Origin of the sequence: Kitasatospora sp. NPDC059646 (genome assembly GCF_042734615.1) — a bacterium.
GTDB lineage: Bacteria > Actinomycetota > Actinomycetes > Streptomycetales > Streptomycetaceae > Kitasatospora.
In genome coordinates this window covers 23,929-41,792 of the sequence record NZ_JBHWDS010000023.1, presented here as the reverse complement: position 1 = coordinate 41,792, position 17,864 = coordinate 23,929, and the positions used below count along the sequence as shown (strand labels likewise).

The window sequence follows — 17,864 nt, the reverse complement described above, 5'->3', positions numbered from 1 at the left end:
TTGAGCATGCCGCAGCACAAGATGGTCGTCGTCGACGGCATCCGCTACCGCGTGGAGGACGCCCCGGCCCGCCCGGAGCCCGTCCAGGAACCGTCGCCCGGGCCCGGGCAGCAGCGGCCCGCCGCCCCCTCCTCGGACGACACTCCGTTCGACCCGGACGCCCACACCGTCGAGGACGTCCTCGCCCACCTGCTGGCCGCCGACGGCGACGAGCGGGCGCGCGTCCTGGCCGCCGAAGCCGAGGGCAAGGCCCGCAAGGGCGTCCTCGAAGCGAACCTGACACCGCCGGGGACGTCCGGTGGCGCTGCCTCCTGACGGCCTGCTGGCCTTCCCCGCCGACCTCGCGACCTGGCTGAAGGTGCCGGCCGACGACCCGAACCTGCTGCTCGCCCTGCGCAGCGCGAGCAGCAGGTTCATCGCCGACGTCCGCCACCCCGTCCGGCTGGTCACCGGGGACACCACGACCCTGTACGGGGACGGCACCGACCGGCTGCTGCTGCCCGCCGCCCCCGTCGGCCAGGTCGCCTCGGTGACCGTGGACGGCACCGCGGTCACCGACTGGAAAGTCCGCCGCGACATCGGCGCGCTGCTGCGGACCTCCGGCTGCGGCTGGCCGTCCTGGTCCGAAGTCGTCCTGGTCTGGGACCACGGCCTGGACCCGATCCCGCAGGACGTCCAGGACGCCGTGATCGGGCAGGCCCGCGTCGTCTACGCGGTGCTGCCCGGCGTGCAGACCGTCCAGGCCGGCGGCGAGTCCATGACCTACGGCGCGGCCGCCGCCACCGGCGTCACCGCGGAGTGGACCAGCGCCGTTTCCAACTACCAGCTCGCCCACGGCGACCGAACCTGAGGAGGCCCCCGTGCCCGGCCCCGCACCCATGTACGCCAAGCTCCGCAACGCCGCCGCGGCCAATCCCGCGCAGCAGGTCCTCGACCTGGTCGTCGTCGCCGGGTCGGCCGCTCCGCTGCCGGGCACCGCCCCGGTCATCAACAACCAGAGCCCCGACTTCGCGAGCCTCGCCGCCGTCACCACCGCCTACAACAACCTGCTCGCCGCGCTGCGGACCCGCGGCGTCATCGCCGGATCCTGATGGCGATCTTCCACCAGCAGGTCGTGCGGCTCCGGCCCGGCACGCGGACCGACCGGGGCGGCAACACGGTGCCGGACTGGTCGCCCGGCGCCGTCGACCGGCTCGCCGTCGGCCGGCTGTCGGTGCAGCCCGCAGTCCAGATCGAGCGGCCGGGGCCGGACCGGACCGAGGTGGTCACCGGCTGGCACGTCCTGTCTGCGCCCGGCACCGCGCCGGACGTCCGCTCCGGCGACCGCATCGAGTACGACGGCCTCACCTGCGAGGTCATCGGCGAGGTCGCCCGCTGGGCGAATCCGGTCACCGGAGCCGTCCACCACGTCGAATGGCAGATGACCCGGGCCACCGGGTAGGAGGGAGGCCGCGATGGCGCGTCAGCGCGTCACCTTCGAACTCGACCCGGCCGGCATCCGCGAAGTGCTGCGCACCCCCGAGGTGAAGGCCATGGTCGACGGCGCGGCCGAGCAGATCGCCCGGCATGTCCAGGCCGAGGTCCCCGCCGGCGTCGAGGTCGAGGTCCGGGCCTACACCACCGACCGCGAGGCGGCGACGGTCGCCGTACCGGACCGGCGCGCGATGGGCTGGCAGGCGAGGGACGGCATCCTCACCCGGGCCGCCGCGAGCATCGGCGCCGAGGTGAAGGAGCGCGGCGGGTGACCGCGCCGCTGGTCGTCTTCGGCGACGCCCAGGCCGCCACCGCAACGTACCTGCGCGTCGCCCTCGCCGGCCGCGCGGAGCCGTACGCGGCAGGGGCGACGGTCGGCACCCGCGTCCCGGACAACCGCCGGCCCGAGGACCCGTACCTGCCCTACGTCCTGGTCCGCCTCGACAGCGCGATCCCGGACCCGTCGATGGCCAACTCCCGCGTGACGCTTCGGCTCACCGTCTGGCACGCCGACCCGGACCAGGCACACGACCTCGCCCAGCTCGTCCAGGGCCTGATGGTCGTCCACAACGGGCCCGTCATCCGCTCGGTGCGGCCCGCACTCGGCCCGGTGCCGGCGCTCGACCCCGACTCCGCCGTGGACCTGTCCACGTGCACCGTGACGGCCAACGTCCGTCCCGTCCAACTCACCTGACGATCAGGAGGTCCGGCATGTCCGGAGACACCAGCAACGCGCGGCTCTGGGCCAACGCCGACTTCTGGGTGGCCGACTCGCTCACCACCGCCAACCCGGCCGACGCGAACACCGCCTTCGGCCCCGGCTGGAGCATGGTCGGCCTGCTCGACGGCGACGACGGCTTCCCGGAGAGCCGCGACGAGGACACCAGCGACCACTTCGCCTGGGGCGGCGACCTCGTCCGCACCAGCCGCACGCACTTCAAGGCGACGAAGAAGGTCTCGATCCTGGAGGACAACCCCACCACGCGCGCCCTGATCTGGCCCGGCTCGACGCAGACGGCGATCGTCGTGCCCAAGCCGGTGCCGATCAAGTGCGCCTGGGAGACCCGCGACCCGGAGGCCGGGATCGTCTACCGGAAGATCACCGCCGGGCACGCGATCATCACCCCGGACGGCGACATCGACCAGAACGAGACCGACCTGCAGAAGGTGCAGCTGGCCGCGGTCATCTACCCCGACACCAGCACCAGCCCGGCCACCCTCTACATCCAGCAGACCTCGCTCGCCGTCGCCTCGCTGGCCATCGCGCCGGCCACGAAGGCCCTGACAGCCGGGCAGATCGGCGCGCTGACCGCCACCGCGACGCTGACCGACTCCACGACCCGGGACGTGACCCTGCACCCGTCCACCGCCTGGTCGACGTCGGCCGCCGCGAAGGCGACGGTCCGGTACGGCTACGTCACCGCCGTCGCCGCCGGCGCCGCCACCATCACCGCCACCTACATGGGCGTCTCCGGGACCTGCGCGGTCACCGTGTCCTGACGCCCTGCCAGTCCCCGGGGCGGGCGAGCTGCGCGGTCCGCCCGCCCCGGACAACCACCCCCACCGCGCGCACCGACGAGGAGACACCGCGCATGAGCACCAAGACCGTCCGGCCGGATGACAAGCCGTTCGACTTCAACCTCGACGCCGTCGCGGCCGAGGCCGGCCTCCAGCCGTTCGTCGTCCACTGGGGCGGCACCCGCTGGTCCTTCGCCCACATGCAGGGCCTGGACATGTGGAAGGCGCTGGAGGTCACCAGCAAGGTCGACATCGAGGTCATCATGGGCACCCTGCGCATGGCCCTCGGCGAAGAGGGCTGGGCAGAGTTCCAGAAGACGCCGCTGCCCGGCTACAAGCTGCGGGCCCTGTGGAAGGCCTACCAGGAGCACAGCGGCACCACCGCGGGGGAATCCTCGGCCTCCGCCGACTCCTAGCCGAGTTCGGGGAGGCCATCGAGGCCGACCTGCCCGCCCACTACCCGGGCGTGCGGCTCAAGCACCTGTTCACCGGCGAGCTGACCTGGCGCGAACTGCGGTCGCTGATCCGCGGGTTGCCGCCCACGTCGCGGCTGCGGACGGCGATCGCCGGCCGCCCCGCCTGGGGGATGACCGAGTACCTGCTGGCCGACCTGTTCGACGTCCTCGCCACGGCGAACTGGCAGCGCGCCGGCGACCGCACCGCGTCCCGGCCCCGGCCGTACCCGCGGCCGGTCGTCCGCGACCACCAGGCCGACGCCGCCAAGGACAAGGCCCGGGCTGCCGCGCGCGAGCGTGCACGCGCCCACCAGCACGCCGTAGAAGCCGGGTACACCGGCTGACCGCCCGCGCACCGAGGGGAGGCAGCCCGTGCCCACTGTCGGCTACGCGTCCCTGCAGATCATCCCCTCGGTGCGGGGCATCGGCTCCGAGATCCGCGAGCAGCTCGCCGGGCCCGTCGCGGACGCCGGAGAGAAGGCCGGCGACGGCTTCGTCGGGAAGCTCGGCGGCGCGCTGAAGGTCGGCCTGCTGGGTGCGGGCGCGATCGGCGGCGCCGCCCTGGTCGCCGGCCTCGGCGAGGCGATGGACCAGCAGGTCATCGCGGGCAAGCTGAAGGCCCAGCTCGGCGCGACCGGCGAGGACGCCAAGCGCTACGGGCAGATCGCCGGCCAGCTGTACGCCTCTGCGGTCACCGAGGACGTCGGGTCGGCGGCCGACGCGATCCGGTCGACCATGTCGGCCGGGCTGCTTCCGCCCGACGCCACCAACCAGCAGATCCAGTCGATCGCCACCAAGGTCTCCGACCTCGCGGGGACGTTCGAGCTGGACTTGGGCCAGGCCGCGAACGCGGTCGGCCAGATGATGAAGACCGGCCTGGCGCCGAACGCCGAGGCCGCGCTCGACACCATCACCCGCGGCCTCCAGGTCATGGGGCCGCGCGCCGACGACATCGGCGACACTTTTAATGAATATTCAACTATTTTCCGCCAGATGGGTTTGTCCGCCGAGCAGGCCACCGGGCTTCTCGCGCAGGGCATGAAGGCGGGCGCTCGCGACACGGACGTCGTCGCGGACAGCCTGAAGGAGTTCGTCCTGATCGCGCAGGGCGGCGGCGACGCCGTCGACGCGGCGTTCAAGACGCTGGGCCTGTCCGGCTCCGCGATGCAGAAGACCTTCATCGAGGGCGGCCCCAAGGCCGCGGGCGCGCTGGACACCGTCCTGGACCGGCTGCGTGCCGTGAAGGACCCGGCCGAGCGCAACGCCACCGCGCTGGCGCTGTTCGGCACCAAGTCGGAGGACATGCAGGCCGCCTTGCTGGCCCTCGATCCGTCCTCGGCGGTGGCGACGCTCGGTCAGGTCGGCGGCGCGGCGGCCGGGATGGGCGACTCGCTGCGTGACAACGCGAGCACCCGGCTGACCGAGTTCACCCGCGGTCTGCAGCAGGGGTTCGTCGACATCGTCGGCGGCCAGGTGCTGCCCGTCCTGTCGGACGTCGCCGGGCAGCTCGTCGGCACCTTCGGGCCGTCGGTCGGCGAGGCTGCCGGCTGGGTGAAGGACCACCTGCTGCCGGCCGTGCAGGACGCGGGCGGCTGGCTGCGCGACAACCTCGTCCCGGCGCTGGCCGACACGGCGCGCTTCGTCCGCGACGACATGGTGCCCGCCCTGCGCGACTTCGGCGGCTGGCTGGACGACAACAAGGGCACGATCGAGGTCGTCGCCGGGGTCATCGGCACCGTGCTGTTGCCCGTCCTGATCACCACCGCGGTCGGCTACGCGCAGGCCGGGATCGCCGCGACGGTGTCCGGCGCCCAGCAGGTTGCGGCGTGGGTCGCTTCCGGCGTCTCGGCAGTGCGCAACGGCGCGCTGTCCGTCGCCGCGTCCTACCAGACCGTCGGCGGCTGGATCGCGTCCGGCACCTCCGCGGTCGTCTCCGGCGCCCAGCAGGTCGCGGCGTGGATCGCAACCGGCGCCCGGGCGACGTGGGGCATGGCCTTGCAGCTCGCCGCGGCGGCGAGCGTCGTGGGCGGCTGGATCCTGATGGGCACTCAGTCCCTGATCCAGGCGGCCCGGATGGCCGCTGCTTGGATCATGGCGATGGGCCCGATCGGCTGGATCACCGTCGCCGTGATCGCGATCGTCGCGCTGATCATCGCGTACTGGGACGAGATCAAGGCCGCGACCCTGGCCGCCTGGGACTGGGTGGTCGACAAGGTCAAGTGGGTCGGTCAGTTCCTCCTCGACCTCTTCATGAACTGGAGCCTTCCCGGGCTGCTGATCAAGCACTGGGACGACATCAAGTCCGGTGCCCAGGCTGCCTGGGACTGGGTCGTCGACTTCGTGCGGGCCATCCCGGGGCGGCTGTGGAACATCTTCCTGAACTTCACCTTGCCGGGCCTGCTGATCAAGTACTGGTCGGACATCAAGCAGGGCGCGATCGACGGCTGGAACTCCGCGATCGACTGGATCAAGGGCGTCCCCGGCTGGATCGTCGACGCCGTGTCCGACCTGAACGTGCGCATGATCGAGGTCGGGATGGACACCGCCCGCGGCATCTGGGAGGGCATCCAGCGCATGGGCGGCTGGCTGCGCGACAAGGTCATGAGCTGGGCGCGGAACGTGATCCCCGGGCCGATCGCCGACGCCCTCGGGATCCAGTCGCCGTCGACCGTGATGCGCGATCAGGTCGGCCGGTGGATCCCCGCCGGCATCGTCGCGGGCATCGACCTGGGGACCCCGGAGCTGGAGCGGACGATGGCCGACCTGGTCGTCCCGCCCACGATCCCCGACTGGATGCTCCAGGAGGTCGGTCCCGTCAAGGTCGGCGCTGCCGTCGCCTCCGCAACGATTCCGGGCGCCGGGCCCGGGACGGTCGGTGCGGCGGGGCCGGCGGTGCAGATCGAGCACTACCACGAGGCCGAGGGCGGCAACGCCCGCAAGACCGCCGTCGAGTTGCAGATGCTGTCCAAGGGCAGGGGGTGACACGGTGGCAGCAGGCGACCTGATCACTCGTGACCTCCAGATCGAGTGGGCCGGGCGGCTGTGGGGCGACGGCACCGCGGTGCAGGTCGTGAACGTCGACGGCTGGGACACCCTCCCAGCCGTCGACTCCCGCACCGTTCCACGAGCCCAGCAGCACGGCAGCTACCTCGGCGGACTCCTCTCCCAGTCCCGAATCGTCACCGCCGACCTCCAGCTCACCACCTGGCCGGACGAGTACCCCGCCGCGCGGCGGGCCCTGCTCACCGCCACCGCCCTCGCCCAGGACGAGCAGCCGCTCGTCATCCGGCTCGCCGGCGAGACCCAGCTCGTCCACGCGCGCGTCTTCGCCCGGCGGCTGCCCGACGACGCCCAGGCCGCGCAGGGCACCCCGGCCCTCACCATCGCGTGGGAGGCCACCGACCCTCGCCGCTACGGCCTCGCCGAGCAGGTGGTCACCACCGCCCTGCCGCAGCCCGGCCTCGGCCTGGACTGGGCGGACGGCGGCAGCCCGGCCGGCCTGGACTGGCACGACGGTGACTCACCCGCTGGCCTGGACTGGGGAGCTGACACCTCGACCGGCAACGTGACCTGCGTCAACGCGGGTGACGCGGACGCGCATCCGCTGCTGGAGATCCGCGGCCCCGTCACCCTGCCGTCGGTGACCGTCGTCGAAACCGGCCAGGTACTCGAGTACGACATCACCCTGGCCGCGTCCGACGTGCTGACCGTCGACACCTGGGGCGGCACCGTGACCCTCGCCTCCGGAGCCACCCGCCTCTACACCGCCACCGCGCGGTCCGCGCCCGAGGGCGCGTTCGTCCTCCCTGCCCTCAGCACCTCGACGCTCGCCCTCCGCTCCGCCCCCGGGTCCAGCGACCCCGCAGCGTCCCTGACCGTCCGATACCGCTCCGCGTACTGGTAGGAGGCCCCCATGGCAGGCCTGTCCCGATGGCTCAAGCCCCGCGCCGCCGGCGGCGGGCAGACCCGCAAGGAGACCCGCCTCGCAGCGACGCCCGGCGACGGCACCCCGACCGGACCCATCACCTTGCGGTCGGGGGTCGTCCCCGGGGGCGACCCCTTCAGCCTCAGTGGCTCGGGCATGACCGCTACCGTCGGCGTCGGCCGTGCGGTTGTCCAGGGCACCACCGCGCAGGGCGCCTACAGCGTCGCGTTCGACGCCCCGCAGTCGCTGCTCATCCCGGACGGCAACGGCGTCAACCCCCGCATCGACCTCCTCGTGGTACGCGTCTACGACCCGGAGATCGACGGCTCCCCGACCGCCCAGGTGGTGCTGGAGCGGGTGGCCGGCACTCCGCTGGGATCGCCGGTCGCGCCCGCCGCCCCGGCCGGCAGCCTTCCGCTGTGGGAGATCCGCGTCGAGGCCACCGCCTCGGCCGGAAGCCCGATCAACTGGGCCAGTCGAACCGACCGGCGCCAGTACACCGTCTCCGCCGGCGGCATCGGCGTCGGCCCCGACACCTCCAACGGCGTGCACGAGGCCCAGTACCGCGACCGCGGAACCACCACGGGCCTGGAGAGGTGGAACGGCGGCAGCGCGGCCTGGGAGTCGCGGCTGTACCTCGGCACCAGCGGCCGGATCGTCATCGGCTCCGACGTCGAGCTGTACCGCGACGCCCCCAACAGCCTGCGCACGCCTGACCAGCTGACCGTCGACGGCCAGCTGAACGTGGCCGGCACCCTGAACGCCACGGGCATCGGCCAGCGGCGGCGCGGGCGCGTCCCGGGGGACCTGTCCGTCCCGAGCACCACGATGATCGACGCCACCAACATGTCGTGGTCGGTCGTCGCGGGCGGCGAGTACATCGTCACCGGCCTGATCGGCGGTTCCGGAACGACCGCGGCAGACCTCAAGATCGGCTGGTCCGCACCGACAGGCAGCGTCTTCGACTGGACGCCGACGATGCAGCCCGCTGGCGCAACCGCGACCGTCGGCAGCGTGATCACGGACCGCTCCACCCTCGCGCAAAGCCAGCTGCTCGGCACCATCGGCACCGGCACCACCATGACCGCCGTCATCAACGGCTCCCTCCTCGTCGGCGGCACGGGCGGCACGTTCAAGATGCAGGTGGGGCAGGGCGCCGCAGATGCGACCCCGTCCGTCCTCAAAGCGGGCTCGTTCATCATGGTCGAGCGGGTCGCCTGATGGCGGACGAGGCGTACCGCCTGGTCGTCGCGGACCTGCGCACCGACGTCGTCATGGACGTCCTGCCGATCAGCGGGGTGTCGTACGACGACTACATCGGCAAGTCCGGCTCGCTCTCCGGCACGATCCCGCTGCCGAACCGGGACCTCGCCGCCCGGGCCCGCGCCGCGCTGCTGCCCGGCCGCACGATGCTGTACCTGGAGTACGACGGGCAGGTCGCCTGGGGCGGACCGCTGTGGACCCGCACCCCGACCCGCGCCGCGCGCGGCGAGCTCACGTGCGCCGTGCAGGCCGCCGGCCTCGAATCCATCCTGCGCGGCCACCGGCTGCTGCTCGACACAACGACGTTCAGCGGCGTCGACCAGTTGGAAATCGCGCGCCAGCTCGTCGCCTACACGCAGGCCCAGACGGGCGGTCAGCTCGGCATCGAGATCGACTGGAGCCAGCTGTCCGGCGTCCTGCGGGACCGCACCTACTCGCGGTACGACGCGCCCTGGATCGGCGGCCTGCTCGACCAGCTGGCCGCCGTCCAGGGCGGCCCGGAGTGGCGGATCCACGTCTACCGGGACAGCGCCGGCAGCCGGCACCGCGCGCTCCAGCTCGGCACCCCGCGCCTGGCCGCGTCCGGCGTCGACACCGTGCTGTCCACCCCGGCCGGCGCGAAGGGCGAAGGCGCGATCACCGCCTACTCCCTGCCGGAGGACGCCACGACCCAGGCCAACGCCTGGATCTCGCGCGGTGCCAGCATCAACACCGACCAGGCCAGCGCGTCGGTGCCGCTCATGTCCGCACTGGCGACCGCGACCAGCGACTTCACCGACGGCTGGCCGAGGCTCGACGGCACCAGCGACTACACCGACGTCAACGTCCAGGCGACCCTGGACAGTTACGCCGCCACCGACCTCGCCCGCTGGCGCCGCCCGATCATCATCCCGTCCGTCACCATCGCCTCTAGCCCCGGCCGCCGGCCCGAGCTCGGCTCCTACGTGCGGATGCGGATCACCGACGACTGGTACCCCGAGGGGCACTCCGCGCGGTACCGCGTCGTCGGCTACAAGGTCGCCCCGGCCGAGCGCCGCGCCGAGTCCACTGACCTGTTTCTGGAGGCTGCCTGATGGTCGCGAACGTCCCCGTGGACATCCTGGACCGGCTCCGCGCGGTGGAGGACCGGCTCCGCCAGGTCGAAGGCCGCACCCAGCAACGCCCCGCGCTGAACCAGATCCTCGGCAACGTCAACGTGGGCCCCGGCGGCATCTTCAAGGTCCTCGACACCGACGGCAGCACGATCTTCTGGGTAGGTGGCATCTCGCCTGCGCACCCGGACGGCAGCCCCCAGCGCGGCGTGCTGATGTACCGCGAAGACGGGTCGATCGCGTTGCAGATCGCCACGACAACCGCTGACCCGCAGGGGCTGGCCATCCGCGACCGCGCCGGCTACTTCATCCTCGCCGACGACGTGCCGTCAGGATCAGGTTTGTCCGCCCCGCACTTCGGGGCTGACGGCTGGTACGGCTACACCGAGACGCCGGCGTGGACCACAACGAGTGCCTCGTTCGCAACGTGCATGTCGCTGGCCTGGAAACGCTTTCACCCCCGTGTGCAGGGCTTCTACCTGGTCCGATGCGATGCTGGGGTGTCGGGTGAGATCCGCCTGGTCGATGGCGCCGGTGGCGTGATCGGCACCGTTGCGCTGGGCGCGGGTGCCTACCAGGTCGGGTCGGTGACCGGCCCGATCAGCGGCGGCCTTGGCAGCGATCAGACCCTGACCTGGCAGGCTCGGGTCACCGGCGGCACCGGCTCGATCGGCGTCCGCGGCCTGAGCACGTTCGGCGTCGGGTCCTAGAGCTGGGGAGGCGGACCGGACGGGGTCGGCGCGTTGGGGTCCGGGACGTGGGTCGGCGGCAGCCCGTTGTCCACCGTGCCGCCGCCGCCAGGGTTCTGACCAACAGGGCTGGGCGGCGGGGTGGTCGGGTCCGGCTCGGTCGGCGTGGTCGGGGTGCTCATCGTGCTTCCCTTCTTCGTCGTGCTCGGCGTCGGGGCCGCGGTCGTGGCCGGCGCGGTGGTGCTGGCCGGCGGGTCGCTCGGGGTGGAGCTGGCGGACGCGGACGCCGACGGGCTGCTGCTCGGGCTCTCGCTCGCACCGGGGCTCGGGCTGCCGGTGTCCGCGACGTCGGCCGTCTGCACCTGCTGGGTGCTGTCCCCGCCCGTGCCGAGCGCCCAAGCCCCGCCGCCGATGCCCAGCACCGCCACCACCGACGCCGCCATCGCTGCCGTCTGCCTGCTGATTCGGAACGCCATCTCGTAGACCCCCCTTGGCTGTTGGTGCCCACCACGGTACCGCCGCGGCCGACACATCTCCCTCACACCACCCGAGTTGGCGACGAATTCGCACGCTCGCATTCCGCTTGGAGCTCTGATGCCCGAACAGTTCCTGCCCGGTGCCGAGGTGCACCGGCTCGACGACGCCCCGATGGCAGGTGACGGCGGGGCGCGCGCAGGCTGGCACATCACCTGGGACCGGAACGCGACCGCTGCCGCCCCGGCTGACCTGGTGCCGTTCGACAACCTGGTGCAGTACTTCGCCGGCTCCGGCGCCGGATCGGCCCCGCACCTGCTCTGGGACCCGTTCACCGGCCGGGTCGCCCAGTTCTTCTCCGCGACCTCGCGCAGCAAGAGCTTCGTGAACAAGGCGGGCGGCGTCGAGACGAATCGCAAGGGCAACCTGCTGGTCCAGATCGAGACCGTCTTCTTCCCCTACTGCCAGGTGGACGGCCGGGTGTACGCGACCGTCGCGGACACGCCGTGCGTCGGGCTGGACCGGATCGTCGAGTGGCTCCGCAGCTGGGGCGTCCCGGACGACTGGCCAATGGGCTGGCCCGACTGGTCCTCGCAGCGCAACGCCGGGATCTGGGACTCGACGAGCGGCCACTACGGGCACAGCCAGGTGCCGGAGAACGACCACAACGACCCGGGCCCCATGCCGCTCGGGATGTTCCAGACCAACACCGCGGCCCGGACGGACCGGCGCCGCCTCGATGAGGAGGTGCGCTGATGGCGCTCATGAGTGGCGAGGTCAAGTCAGGCTTCCTGGCTGACGACCCCGCGAACGCGACCCTGGTCCCGCTGCCGCCGCAGAACGGCGGTGCCGTCGGCTGGGGGCAGGTGTACGTCAGCTTCGCGGCCGAGTTCGCGGACGCGGTGCTGCGCGTGGCGGTCTGGAACGACACGGCCAGGGCCTTCCGAATCATGGAGCGGCTGGCCGTTCCGCGTGCCGGAGGCCGGGTCAACATCTCCATCCAGGACGGCGACTCCAAGATCAGTGTGGGCCGCGTCAAGGCAGGGCCGTCCGACACCGGCCGGTGCCCGGTCGCCTGGCTGCTCGAAACCACCCTCAAGGGCTGACGGGAGATCACGATGAAGGACTCGACGCGCAGACTGCTCCGCACGATCTTCGCGGTCCTCGCTGGCGGCGCTGCCGCGATGCCGCTGCTGGTGCACACCGCCGGGATCCCGGACACGGTGCCTGGCCTCAGCGTCCTGCTCGGTGTCTCCGGGGCCGTGACCCGGCTCCTCGCGCTCCCGGTGGTCGAGGGATGGCTGCCGGCCTGGCTCCGGAAGGCGCCGGACCCGGACGCCGAGGCACTCAGCCGGGCGGTGCGCGAGTGACCAGCCCCCCGGCCGACCCCCTCACCTCCCTGGCAGTCAGCATGACCGCACTCCGCGGCGAGGTCTCGACCGGCCTCGCCGAGATCAAGGGGGAGTTGGCGCTGCTGCGGCAGTCCGACTCCCAGACCGGGCAGACGCTGGCGGCGCACAGTGCGCAGCTGGCCGAGCACGATCAGCGGATCGCGGAGCTGAGACAGGCGCAGGCGGCGGAGGCCGAGGTTCGGCGGGTGGATCACCGTCGGTTGCAGGCCGCGGCGGCGGTGGTGGGGATCGTTGCGGCGGCGGCTGCGGTGGTCCCGATCGTTCGGTGAAGGCGGTGTTTCGCTCGTTCGGGTGACGCTCAGGCCTGTGGGCCTTGCTGGTTGTCGGAGGGGCGTGCCAGAGTATCGACGTCCCCGGGAGACCGGGGGTGAGCCGTCTGGAGGCTGGTCTCCTGGCTCTGCGTTACCTGGGTGTCCGTGGCCCCTTGTCCCTGCGCGAGCGGGGGTCGTCCGAGGTGGTCGTCGGTTCACAGGGCTGAACCAGCAGTTCGTCTTCCCCGCGCGAGCGGGGGTCAGCCGGTTCTCTGCGAGGCAGCTGACGGGCCAGCAACATCCCCTCCCCGCGCAAGCGGGGGTCACGACCCGCCCCGCTCGGCTTCGGCCGGCGGGGCGGTTTCGTGCGTCCGGGCCCCGCTACGCTGCCCGCATGACGATCAAGGCAGTGGTGTTCGATGTCGGCGAGTGCCTGGTGGACGAGACCCGGGAGTACGGCACCTGGGCGGACTGGCTGGGCGTGCCCCGGCACACGTTCGTGGCCCAGTTCGGGGCCGTCATCGCAGAGGGCCGCGACTACCGCGAGACGTTCCAGGTGTTCCAACCCGGCTTCGACCTGTACGCCGAGCGGGAGCGGCGCGCGGCGGCCGGCCAGCCGGAGACCTTCGGCGAGGACGACCTCTACCCGGACGTCCGACCTGCGCTCGCCGAACTGCGCGCGGCTGGGCTGCACCTGACGATCGCGGGCAACCAGACCGTCCGGGCGGGCCGGATCCTGCGCGAGCTGTTCAGTGGGGACGTCGACCTGATCGGCACCTCCGACGACTGGGGTGCCAGCAAGCCGGACGCGGCGTTCTTCGAGCGGGTCGCCGAGGTCGTCCCGGCCGAGCCCGGCGAGATCCTGTACGTCGGCGACCGCCTCGACAACGACGTGCTGCCCGCCCTCGCCGCCAAGATGCGCACCGCGCTGATCCGCCGCGGCCCGTGGGGCTGGATCCAGCAGCATGACCCGGCCGCCGAGAAGTCGACGTTCCGCATCGACAGTCTGACCGAACTCCCCGAACTGATCGCCAAGTTCAACGCTGGAGCGAGCTGAGGGTCGCGGACCAGGAGTAGAGGCGGTCGTCCACGGCCTGGACGGCCGCCGTGTCCTGCCACTCCGTCAGCAGAGCCCGGGCCTCGCGCACCCGCTCCATGCCGGTCTCGTACCAGGTGACCCGCAGCTGTTCGAGAGCTGCCTCCAGGTGGCGGCATGCGTCCTCGGGACGTCGGGCACGGGCCTCGACGGCGGCGAGGTCGGCGAGGACGACGACGCGCTGCTTGCCGTCCGAGTCGCCAAGGCCGTCCAGCACCTCGGTCAGAGTTTCCCGGGCCTGCGGGAGGTGGCCCGCGGCGAGTTGGGTGTTCCCCAGGAACGCGGCGAGCCTGGTCGGGTTGAACCAGGTGAACCACTCCGGCAGGATGCTCGGTTCGCTGGCCGCCAGTAGGTCGGCGGCGTGGTTGAGCAACGTCAGCGCGCCCCGAATGTCCTGGCAGCGTGTCAGGCACTCGGCTTCGACGGCGTCCAGCCAGGCGTGAACCTCGGCTGGTGCGCCCCCTCGACGGGCGTACGCGCGGGCACCGCGCATCCGGTCAGCCATCTCCTCGCGGCGCCCAGCCCAGCCCGGGACGAAGGCCGCGTGGCCGAGGATCGCGGCACCGAGGAGCTGGTCGTCAGCAGCCCCGGCGGCATGCAGCGCGCGAACCAGGGTGCTGTCCGCGGCGGCGGGCTGTCGCAGATCGAAGAACTCGATGCGGCCCGCCAACAGCAGGGTCTCGGCGAGCGCCGCGGCAAGCACACGCCGGGCGACGCCGGACGTCTCGCCGAGCAGGGCTTCGCCCAGGGCGGCGTGCTCAGCAACGGACCGGTGCAGGGTCGCGGGGGCGACGGTCCAGTACATCTGCCGGTGCGCGGCAGTGATGGCCGCGTAGGCGGCGCCGATCGTCTCCGGCTGGACACCGTCGGCCTGGGCCGGGTGTGGCACCGCGGGCCGGGGCGCGGGCGGGACCGCAGGTGCCGGGCCCGCCGTGGCGGACGGCTGCCGGCCGCCGAACCCGAGCTGCGAGAGCGGCAGCCTCAGCAACTCGACCATCACGCGCTGATGCTCGTCCCTGGGCCAGGGCGGGTTAGACCCGAGCCAGCGGGCCACCTGCCGCATGCTGACGCTGTACTGCGCGATGCCGAGGCTGCGGCCGGTACGCTCCAGCGCCTCGCGCAGAGCGCGGTTGCTGCCGATGCCCGCGGCGAGCATGGCCGCTCGCAGGGCGGTGTTGCCGTCGGTGGTGCGTGCCACCCGGCCCTCCTGGTGAGCTGGTGTCGGGCCTCAAAGGTACTCCGCAGGCGGTCGTTTGAGCGACCGTCATCCGATCGAGCGGGAGGAAAAGTCACCAAAGAGGCATCCAAGAGGCATTGTTAGGGCATTCATATGTCGCCCCTGATAGCCGACTCTGATCCTGCACCGGATCCGGTGCGCCAAGTGATCAGAGGAGAGCAGCCCATGCTCGACACGCAGCAAGCCGGGCCCGCAGCGGGGCACCCAGAAGACGCTGGCGAAGGCAAGCCGTACATCCCGTGCGAAGGCTGTGCCCGGCGCCCCACCGGCACTGCCTGCCAGGCCGCCGCCTGCAGCTGCCTGGAGCAGAACCGTGGCTGAAACGGCGAGGCTGGGCATCACCGCAGAAATCACGGGTCACATGCCCAAGACCCACTTCGACTCCTTTTCGGAGGCTGGCGCTTCGCTTTGGGCCGTCCTGCGCTCCCTCCCGCTCGGCCATGTGCAGGCATCGGCCTACCGGCACCTGCTTACCGACGCTGCCGACCAGCTCGGGCCGCTCTTCCAGCACCGGGCCACGGTCCATCTCACCTTCGAGCTGGACCGCGGAACACGGCACACGGTCACCATCACCCGCAGGCCGTGACCGCAGGGTTCGGCACCGCCTCGGACGCGGCGGGCCAGGTGCTCGACCACGCTGCATGGCTCGGCCGCACCCTGGGCCAGGACGTGCGCATACGGCACCTGGAGTGCCGGTGCGTCAGCATCGGCGTCACCTACGCCGAAGGCGCAGTCAGCCCGTTCGATGAGATCTCGGCCGTGCAGCAACTGCTCGACGTCGCCACCACCGTGACGGCCACCACGACTGCCGAAGGAACAGCTCTTTCTGCCGCGATGCACGCTGCTACCTGCTACCTGCTGGCAGCACCGCGGATCCTCGCGCCCCCCAAGCCCGAGCTGCCCGCGCTGCCGCGGCATGCGGGTTGGTCGCTGCAGAGCGGCCGGTGGCGCCTGAGAGATGCGCTGGACGACCTCCTGCTGGCCGACCAGATGGACGACGCGGTGGCCGCAGAGCAGATCGTTCGCCGAATAGCCGCCCACTTCCACATACCAATGCCCCCACCGAGGACGCCACGATGACCACCCCGGACACTGCAACCGGCCACTACTACGTCGACCAGCTGCGCACCCTCGTGGACGGCACACCGATCTGGGGTGTGCGCCGGCCCGACGGCGAGCGGCGGATACGGATGGGCGTCGCCGACTTCTACGTCAGCCGCACCGACGCCGACCGGGTAGTAGCCGAGCTCAACGAGATCAACGGGCTGGCGGTCTAGCCGACGAAGAGCTGCCAGACGTCCAAGCCGAGGGCGCCGGCGACGGCGGTGATCTCATCCAGTCCTGGATTGGTCTGTGCGCGCTCCCAGTACCCGATGGTCTGCCGATCCAGACCAGCCAGCTCGGCCAGGCGTTCCTGGCTCAGGTCCCGCTCGACGCGGAGCTGGCGGAGCCGTCGGCCGAACCGCACCCGCTGCTCGATCTGGTGTGGGCTCGGAGTGCGGCGGGACGTTCGGGCTGACACCCGTTGACATTCGCCGGTACATGATCAATTGTCTGCATCACACGTTTGCCACTTATCGAGCATCAGTTCGATACTGTTCGCCGATCGTCCGGGGGGACCTGAGGAGTGCGCGTGACCACACCCCCGCGGCCGGGGCATAGCCTGGACGTCCCGTTCGACCTGGAGTCGGCAGCAGCCGACCTTCTGGCCGTGAACCGGCTGATCAGCGAGCTGGCCCAGAACGACGACGGAAGCGCGTCCAACGCCGCGGCCATCAACGCAGCGCGCCGCCTGGCCGGGCGGATCTCCGACCGGATCAGCGAGCACACCAGGTAGCTCAGTCGAGCTCGGCCTCGTGCCGGGCAAACCAGTACCCCATCTGCGCGAGGCTCGTAGTTCCCGTGATCGCCTTGATCTTGCTGATCTCCGCGTGCACCGCGCGGTCGCGCAGGTCCATCCGCTTGGCCACGGTGGCTTGCGGTACTCCGGTGACCAGCATCCGCATGATCTGGCGCTGCTGTTCGGTCAGTGCGGTTGCTCTCGGCCGGCGGTCTCCCCTCCACGGTGTGGCTCGGTCCCAGTCTCGATCGAACATCACGGCTGCGTAGTGGACGACGCCCGGGTCGTGGAGGATCAGGGCTCGAATCGGCTCGCGGCCGGGCCCCAGCGGGGTGTGGTCGGCGACGACAGCGATCCTGCGGTCGATGATGACCGCGCGGAGGAAGTCTTCGCCGAGGGTTCGCACGTGCGCGCCCTCCTGGGTGACCTGGGCGGCCCACTTCGCGGTGTCGTCATCGTCCCTGCAGTCGGCGCGGTAGAGCGTGCGCATGGCCACTCCGCGCCGGATTGCCGCGGTGTCCCGGGGGAGCGAGAGGGCCAGCGTCGATGCGGGACGAGGGCCGCCTGGCTGGGCAGTCAGCAGTTCCTGGGTGGCGCCAGCGATGATCTCGGAGAGCCTGCTGTTCACCGCTTCCATCCCTGCGACGTACTCCACCGCCCCGGCGACGAGGTTTGGCTCGGCGCGCTGGTACGCCATCGCCAGCGGACGGAGCACCTCGGGCAGGCGTGCGACGCCCGTGATCGCCTTCCCGATCTGTTCGTACGACCGCTCCCGGCGCTCCGCCAGGACTTCGAGAGGATCGCGGGCGATGAAGCGGCCGGGACGATGCGGATGCGGGACGACCAGGCCGAACGCGAGGAGCTCGTCCAGCGCGCTGTTCGAGCCGGCCGGGCACGGGTGGGCATGGGACAGGATCACGTACAGGGCCTGGGCCTCGGGCGATAGCTCCGTGGCCTCAAGAGCGTTTGCCGCAGGGGCAGTTGGCATCTGGCTTCCAGGGTCTGAGGGAAGTTCTCGCAGTGCGAGAACTTGCACAGTAGAGGGCCTTGAGGTGTCACGTCCATGGCCGGGAGACTGTTCGTACAGGCGCACCTGCACCACAAGCTGCTGACGCACCGGCAGCACCTGATCAGGCCTCA

At 71.7% G+C, this 17,864-nt stretch carries 27 protein-coding genes; 24 read left to right on the top strand and 3 right to left on the bottom strand.

What is annotated here, in order from left to right; all coding sequences use genetic code 11:
- The first annotated feature begins 6 nt into the window (after positions 1 to 6).
- From ACFV1L_RS18430 to ACFV1L_RS18335, 20 genes are all read left to right on the top strand, one after another.
- The gene (locus ACFV1L_RS18430; RefSeq protein WP_380367045.1) at positions 7 to 315 is read left to right on the top strand and encodes a hypothetical protein; all 309 of its coding nucleotides are present in this window, start codon (positions 7 to 9) and stop codon (positions 313 to 315) included.
- Positions 299 to 850 carry a mobile element protein gene (locus ACFV1L_RS18425; protein WP_380367043.1) on the top strand — a complete coding sequence of 184 codons (552 nt, stop codon included), beginning with the start codon at positions 299 to 301 and terminating at the stop codon, positions 848 to 850. The genes ACFV1L_RS18430 and ACFV1L_RS18425 overlap by 17 nt, the downstream gene beginning before the upstream one ends.
- A 10-nt stretch (positions 851 to 860) precedes the next feature.
- On the top strand, positions 861 to 1,091 hold the full coding sequence (locus tag ACFV1L_RS18420; protein ID WP_157031936.1) for a hypothetical protein: 231 nt from the start codon (positions 861 to 863) through the stop codon (positions 1,089 to 1,091).
- A complete protein-coding gene (locus ACFV1L_RS18415) occupies positions 1,091 to 1,441 on the top strand; it encodes a hypothetical protein (RefSeq protein ID WP_380367041.1) in 351 nt (116 codons plus the stop codon). Before ACFV1L_RS18420 ends, ACFV1L_RS18415 begins: the two co-directional genes overlap by 1 nt.
- 13 nt (positions 1,442 to 1,454) lie before the next feature.
- Positions 1,455 to 1,745 carry a hypothetical protein gene (locus tag ACFV1L_RS18410; protein WP_380367039.1) on the top strand — a complete coding sequence of 97 codons (291 nt, stop codon included), beginning with the start codon at positions 1,455 to 1,457 and terminating at the stop codon, positions 1,743 to 1,745.
- The gene (locus tag ACFV1L_RS18405) at positions 1,742 to 2,167 is read left to right on the top strand and encodes a hypothetical protein (RefSeq protein WP_380367037.1); all 426 of its coding nucleotides are present in this window, start codon (positions 1,742 to 1,744) and stop codon (positions 2,165 to 2,167) included. Before ACFV1L_RS18410 ends, ACFV1L_RS18405 begins: the two co-directional genes overlap by 4 nt.
- A 17-nt stretch (positions 2,168 to 2,184) precedes the next feature.
- Positions 2,185 to 2,973 (top strand): hypothetical protein, encoded by a 789-nt coding sequence (locus tag ACFV1L_RS18400; protein WP_380367036.1) that lies wholly within the window; start codon positions 2,185 to 2,187, stop codon positions 2,971 to 2,973.
- Positions 2,974 to 3,065: 92 nt separating this feature from the next.
- On the top strand, positions 3,066 to 3,407 hold the full coding sequence (locus ACFV1L_RS18395; protein ID WP_380367034.1) for a hypothetical protein: 342 nt from the start codon (positions 3,066 to 3,068) through the stop codon (positions 3,405 to 3,407).
- Between the two features lie 50 nt (positions 3,408 to 3,457).
- On the top strand, positions 3,458 to 3,790 hold the full coding sequence (locus ACFV1L_RS18390) for a hypothetical protein (protein ID WP_380367033.1): 333 nt from the start codon (positions 3,458 to 3,460) through the stop codon (positions 3,788 to 3,790).
- A 28-nt stretch (positions 3,791 to 3,818) separates the two neighbouring features.
- Complete coding sequence (locus ACFV1L_RS18385; protein WP_380367031.1) at positions 3,819 to 6,428, top strand: phage tail tape measure protein; 2,610 nt, start codon at positions 3,819 to 3,821, stop codon at positions 6,426 to 6,428.
- A 4-nt stretch (positions 6,429 to 6,432) separates the two neighbouring features.
- Positions 6,433 to 7,350, top strand: coding sequence for a phage tail protein (locus tag ACFV1L_RS18380; RefSeq protein WP_380367029.1), 918 nt, complete (start codon positions 6,433 to 6,435; stop codon positions 7,348 to 7,350).
- A 9-nt stretch (positions 7,351 to 7,359) separates the two neighbouring features.
- A complete protein-coding gene (locus ACFV1L_RS18375) occupies positions 7,360 to 8,592 on the top strand; it encodes a hypothetical protein (protein ID WP_380367028.1) in 1,233 nt (410 codons plus the stop codon).
- Positions 8,592 to 9,707: a hypothetical protein gene (locus ACFV1L_RS18370; RefSeq protein ID WP_380367026.1), complete on the top strand. Its 1,116-nt coding sequence runs from the start codon at positions 8,592 to 8,594 to the stop codon at positions 9,705 to 9,707. The genes ACFV1L_RS18375 and ACFV1L_RS18370 overlap by 1 nt, the downstream gene beginning before the upstream one ends.
- The gene (locus ACFV1L_RS18365) at positions 9,707 to 10,435 is read left to right on the top strand and encodes a hypothetical protein (protein ID WP_380367024.1); all 729 of its coding nucleotides are present in this window, start codon (positions 9,707 to 9,709) and stop codon (positions 10,433 to 10,435) included. Before ACFV1L_RS18370 ends, ACFV1L_RS18365 begins: the two co-directional genes overlap by 1 nt.
- Before the next feature lie 162 nt (positions 10,436 to 10,597).
- Positions 10,598 to 10,897 (top strand): hypothetical protein, encoded by a 300-nt coding sequence (locus ACFV1L_RS18360; protein ID WP_380367022.1) that lies wholly within the window; start codon positions 10,598 to 10,600, stop codon positions 10,895 to 10,897.
- Positions 10,898 to 11,008: 111 nt separating this feature from the next.
- A complete protein-coding gene (locus ACFV1L_RS18355) occupies positions 11,009 to 11,644 on the top strand; it encodes a hypothetical protein (RefSeq protein WP_380367021.1) in 636 nt (211 codons plus the stop codon).
- Positions 11,644 to 11,994: a hypothetical protein gene (locus ACFV1L_RS18350; RefSeq protein ID WP_380367019.1), complete on the top strand. Its 351-nt coding sequence runs from the start codon at positions 11,644 to 11,646 to the stop codon at positions 11,992 to 11,994. Before ACFV1L_RS18355 ends, ACFV1L_RS18350 begins: the two co-directional genes overlap by 1 nt.
- A gap of 12 nt (positions 11,995 to 12,006) precedes the next feature.
- A complete protein-coding gene (locus tag ACFV1L_RS18345) occupies positions 12,007 to 12,258 on the top strand; it encodes a hypothetical protein (RefSeq protein WP_380367017.1) in 252 nt (83 codons plus the stop codon).
- Between the two features lie 41 nt (positions 12,259 to 12,299).
- Positions 12,300 to 12,569 (top strand): hypothetical protein, encoded by a 270-nt coding sequence (locus ACFV1L_RS18340; RefSeq protein WP_380367016.1) that lies wholly within the window; start codon positions 12,300 to 12,302, stop codon positions 12,567 to 12,569.
- A 376-nt stretch (positions 12,570 to 12,945) separates the two neighbouring features.
- Complete coding sequence (locus tag ACFV1L_RS18335; RefSeq protein ID WP_380367015.1) at positions 12,946 to 13,608, top strand: HAD family hydrolase; 663 nt, start codon at positions 12,946 to 12,948, stop codon at positions 13,606 to 13,608.
- Here ACFV1L_RS18335 and ACFV1L_RS18330 read toward each other — a convergent pair.
- Positions 13,589 to 14,845 (bottom strand): transcriptional regulator, encoded by a 1,257-nt coding sequence (locus ACFV1L_RS18330; protein ID WP_380367013.1) that lies wholly within the window; start codon positions 14,843 to 14,845, stop codon positions 13,589 to 13,591. The genes ACFV1L_RS18335 and ACFV1L_RS18330 overlap by 20 nt on opposite strands.
- A gap of 352 nt (positions 14,846 to 15,197) precedes the next feature.
- On the opposite strand from ACFV1L_RS18330, the gene ACFV1L_RS18325 reads away from it, so the two are divergent.
- Genes ACFV1L_RS18325 through ACFV1L_RS18315 form a run of 3 tightly spaced genes read left to right on the top strand, consistent with a single transcriptional unit; the run spans position 15,198 to position 16,161 of the window.
- Complete coding sequence (locus ACFV1L_RS18325) at positions 15,198 to 15,470, top strand: hypothetical protein (protein WP_380367011.1); 273 nt, start codon at positions 15,198 to 15,200, stop codon at positions 15,468 to 15,470.
- On the top strand, positions 15,467 to 15,964 hold the full coding sequence (locus ACFV1L_RS18320) for a hypothetical protein (RefSeq protein WP_380367009.1): 498 nt from the start codon (positions 15,467 to 15,469) through the stop codon (positions 15,962 to 15,964). Before ACFV1L_RS18325 ends, ACFV1L_RS18320 begins: the two co-directional genes overlap by 4 nt.
- Positions 15,961 to 16,161, top strand: a complete 201-nt coding sequence (locus ACFV1L_RS18315; protein ID WP_380367008.1) for a hypothetical protein — start codon at positions 15,961 to 15,963, stop codon at positions 16,159 to 16,161. The genes ACFV1L_RS18320 and ACFV1L_RS18315 overlap by 4 nt, the downstream gene beginning before the upstream one ends.
- Here the strand turns inward: ACFV1L_RS18315 and ACFV1L_RS18310 are convergent.
- A complete protein-coding gene (locus tag ACFV1L_RS18310; RefSeq protein WP_380367006.1) occupies positions 16,158 to 16,406 on the bottom strand; it encodes a helix-turn-helix transcriptional regulator in 249 nt (82 codons plus the stop codon). The genes ACFV1L_RS18315 and ACFV1L_RS18310 overlap by 4 nt on opposite strands.
- A 111-nt stretch (positions 16,407 to 16,517) precedes the next feature.
- Here ACFV1L_RS18310 and ACFV1L_RS18305 point away from each other — a divergent pair, with 111 nt between their 5' ends.
- Positions 16,518 to 16,721 carry a hypothetical protein gene (locus tag ACFV1L_RS18305; protein WP_380367004.1) on the top strand — a complete coding sequence of 68 codons (204 nt, stop codon included), beginning with the start codon at positions 16,518 to 16,520 and terminating at the stop codon, positions 16,719 to 16,721.
- 1 nt (position 16,722) lies between these two features.
- Here ACFV1L_RS18305 and ACFV1L_RS18300 read toward each other — a convergent pair whose 3' ends face one another.
- The gene (locus ACFV1L_RS18300) at positions 16,723 to 17,643 is read right to left on the bottom strand and encodes a TrmB family transcriptional regulator sugar-binding domain-containing protein (RefSeq protein ID WP_380367002.1); all 921 of its coding nucleotides are present in this window, start codon (positions 17,641 to 17,643) and stop codon (positions 16,723 to 16,725) included.
- Positions 17,644 to 17,864 lie beyond the last annotated feature (221 nt).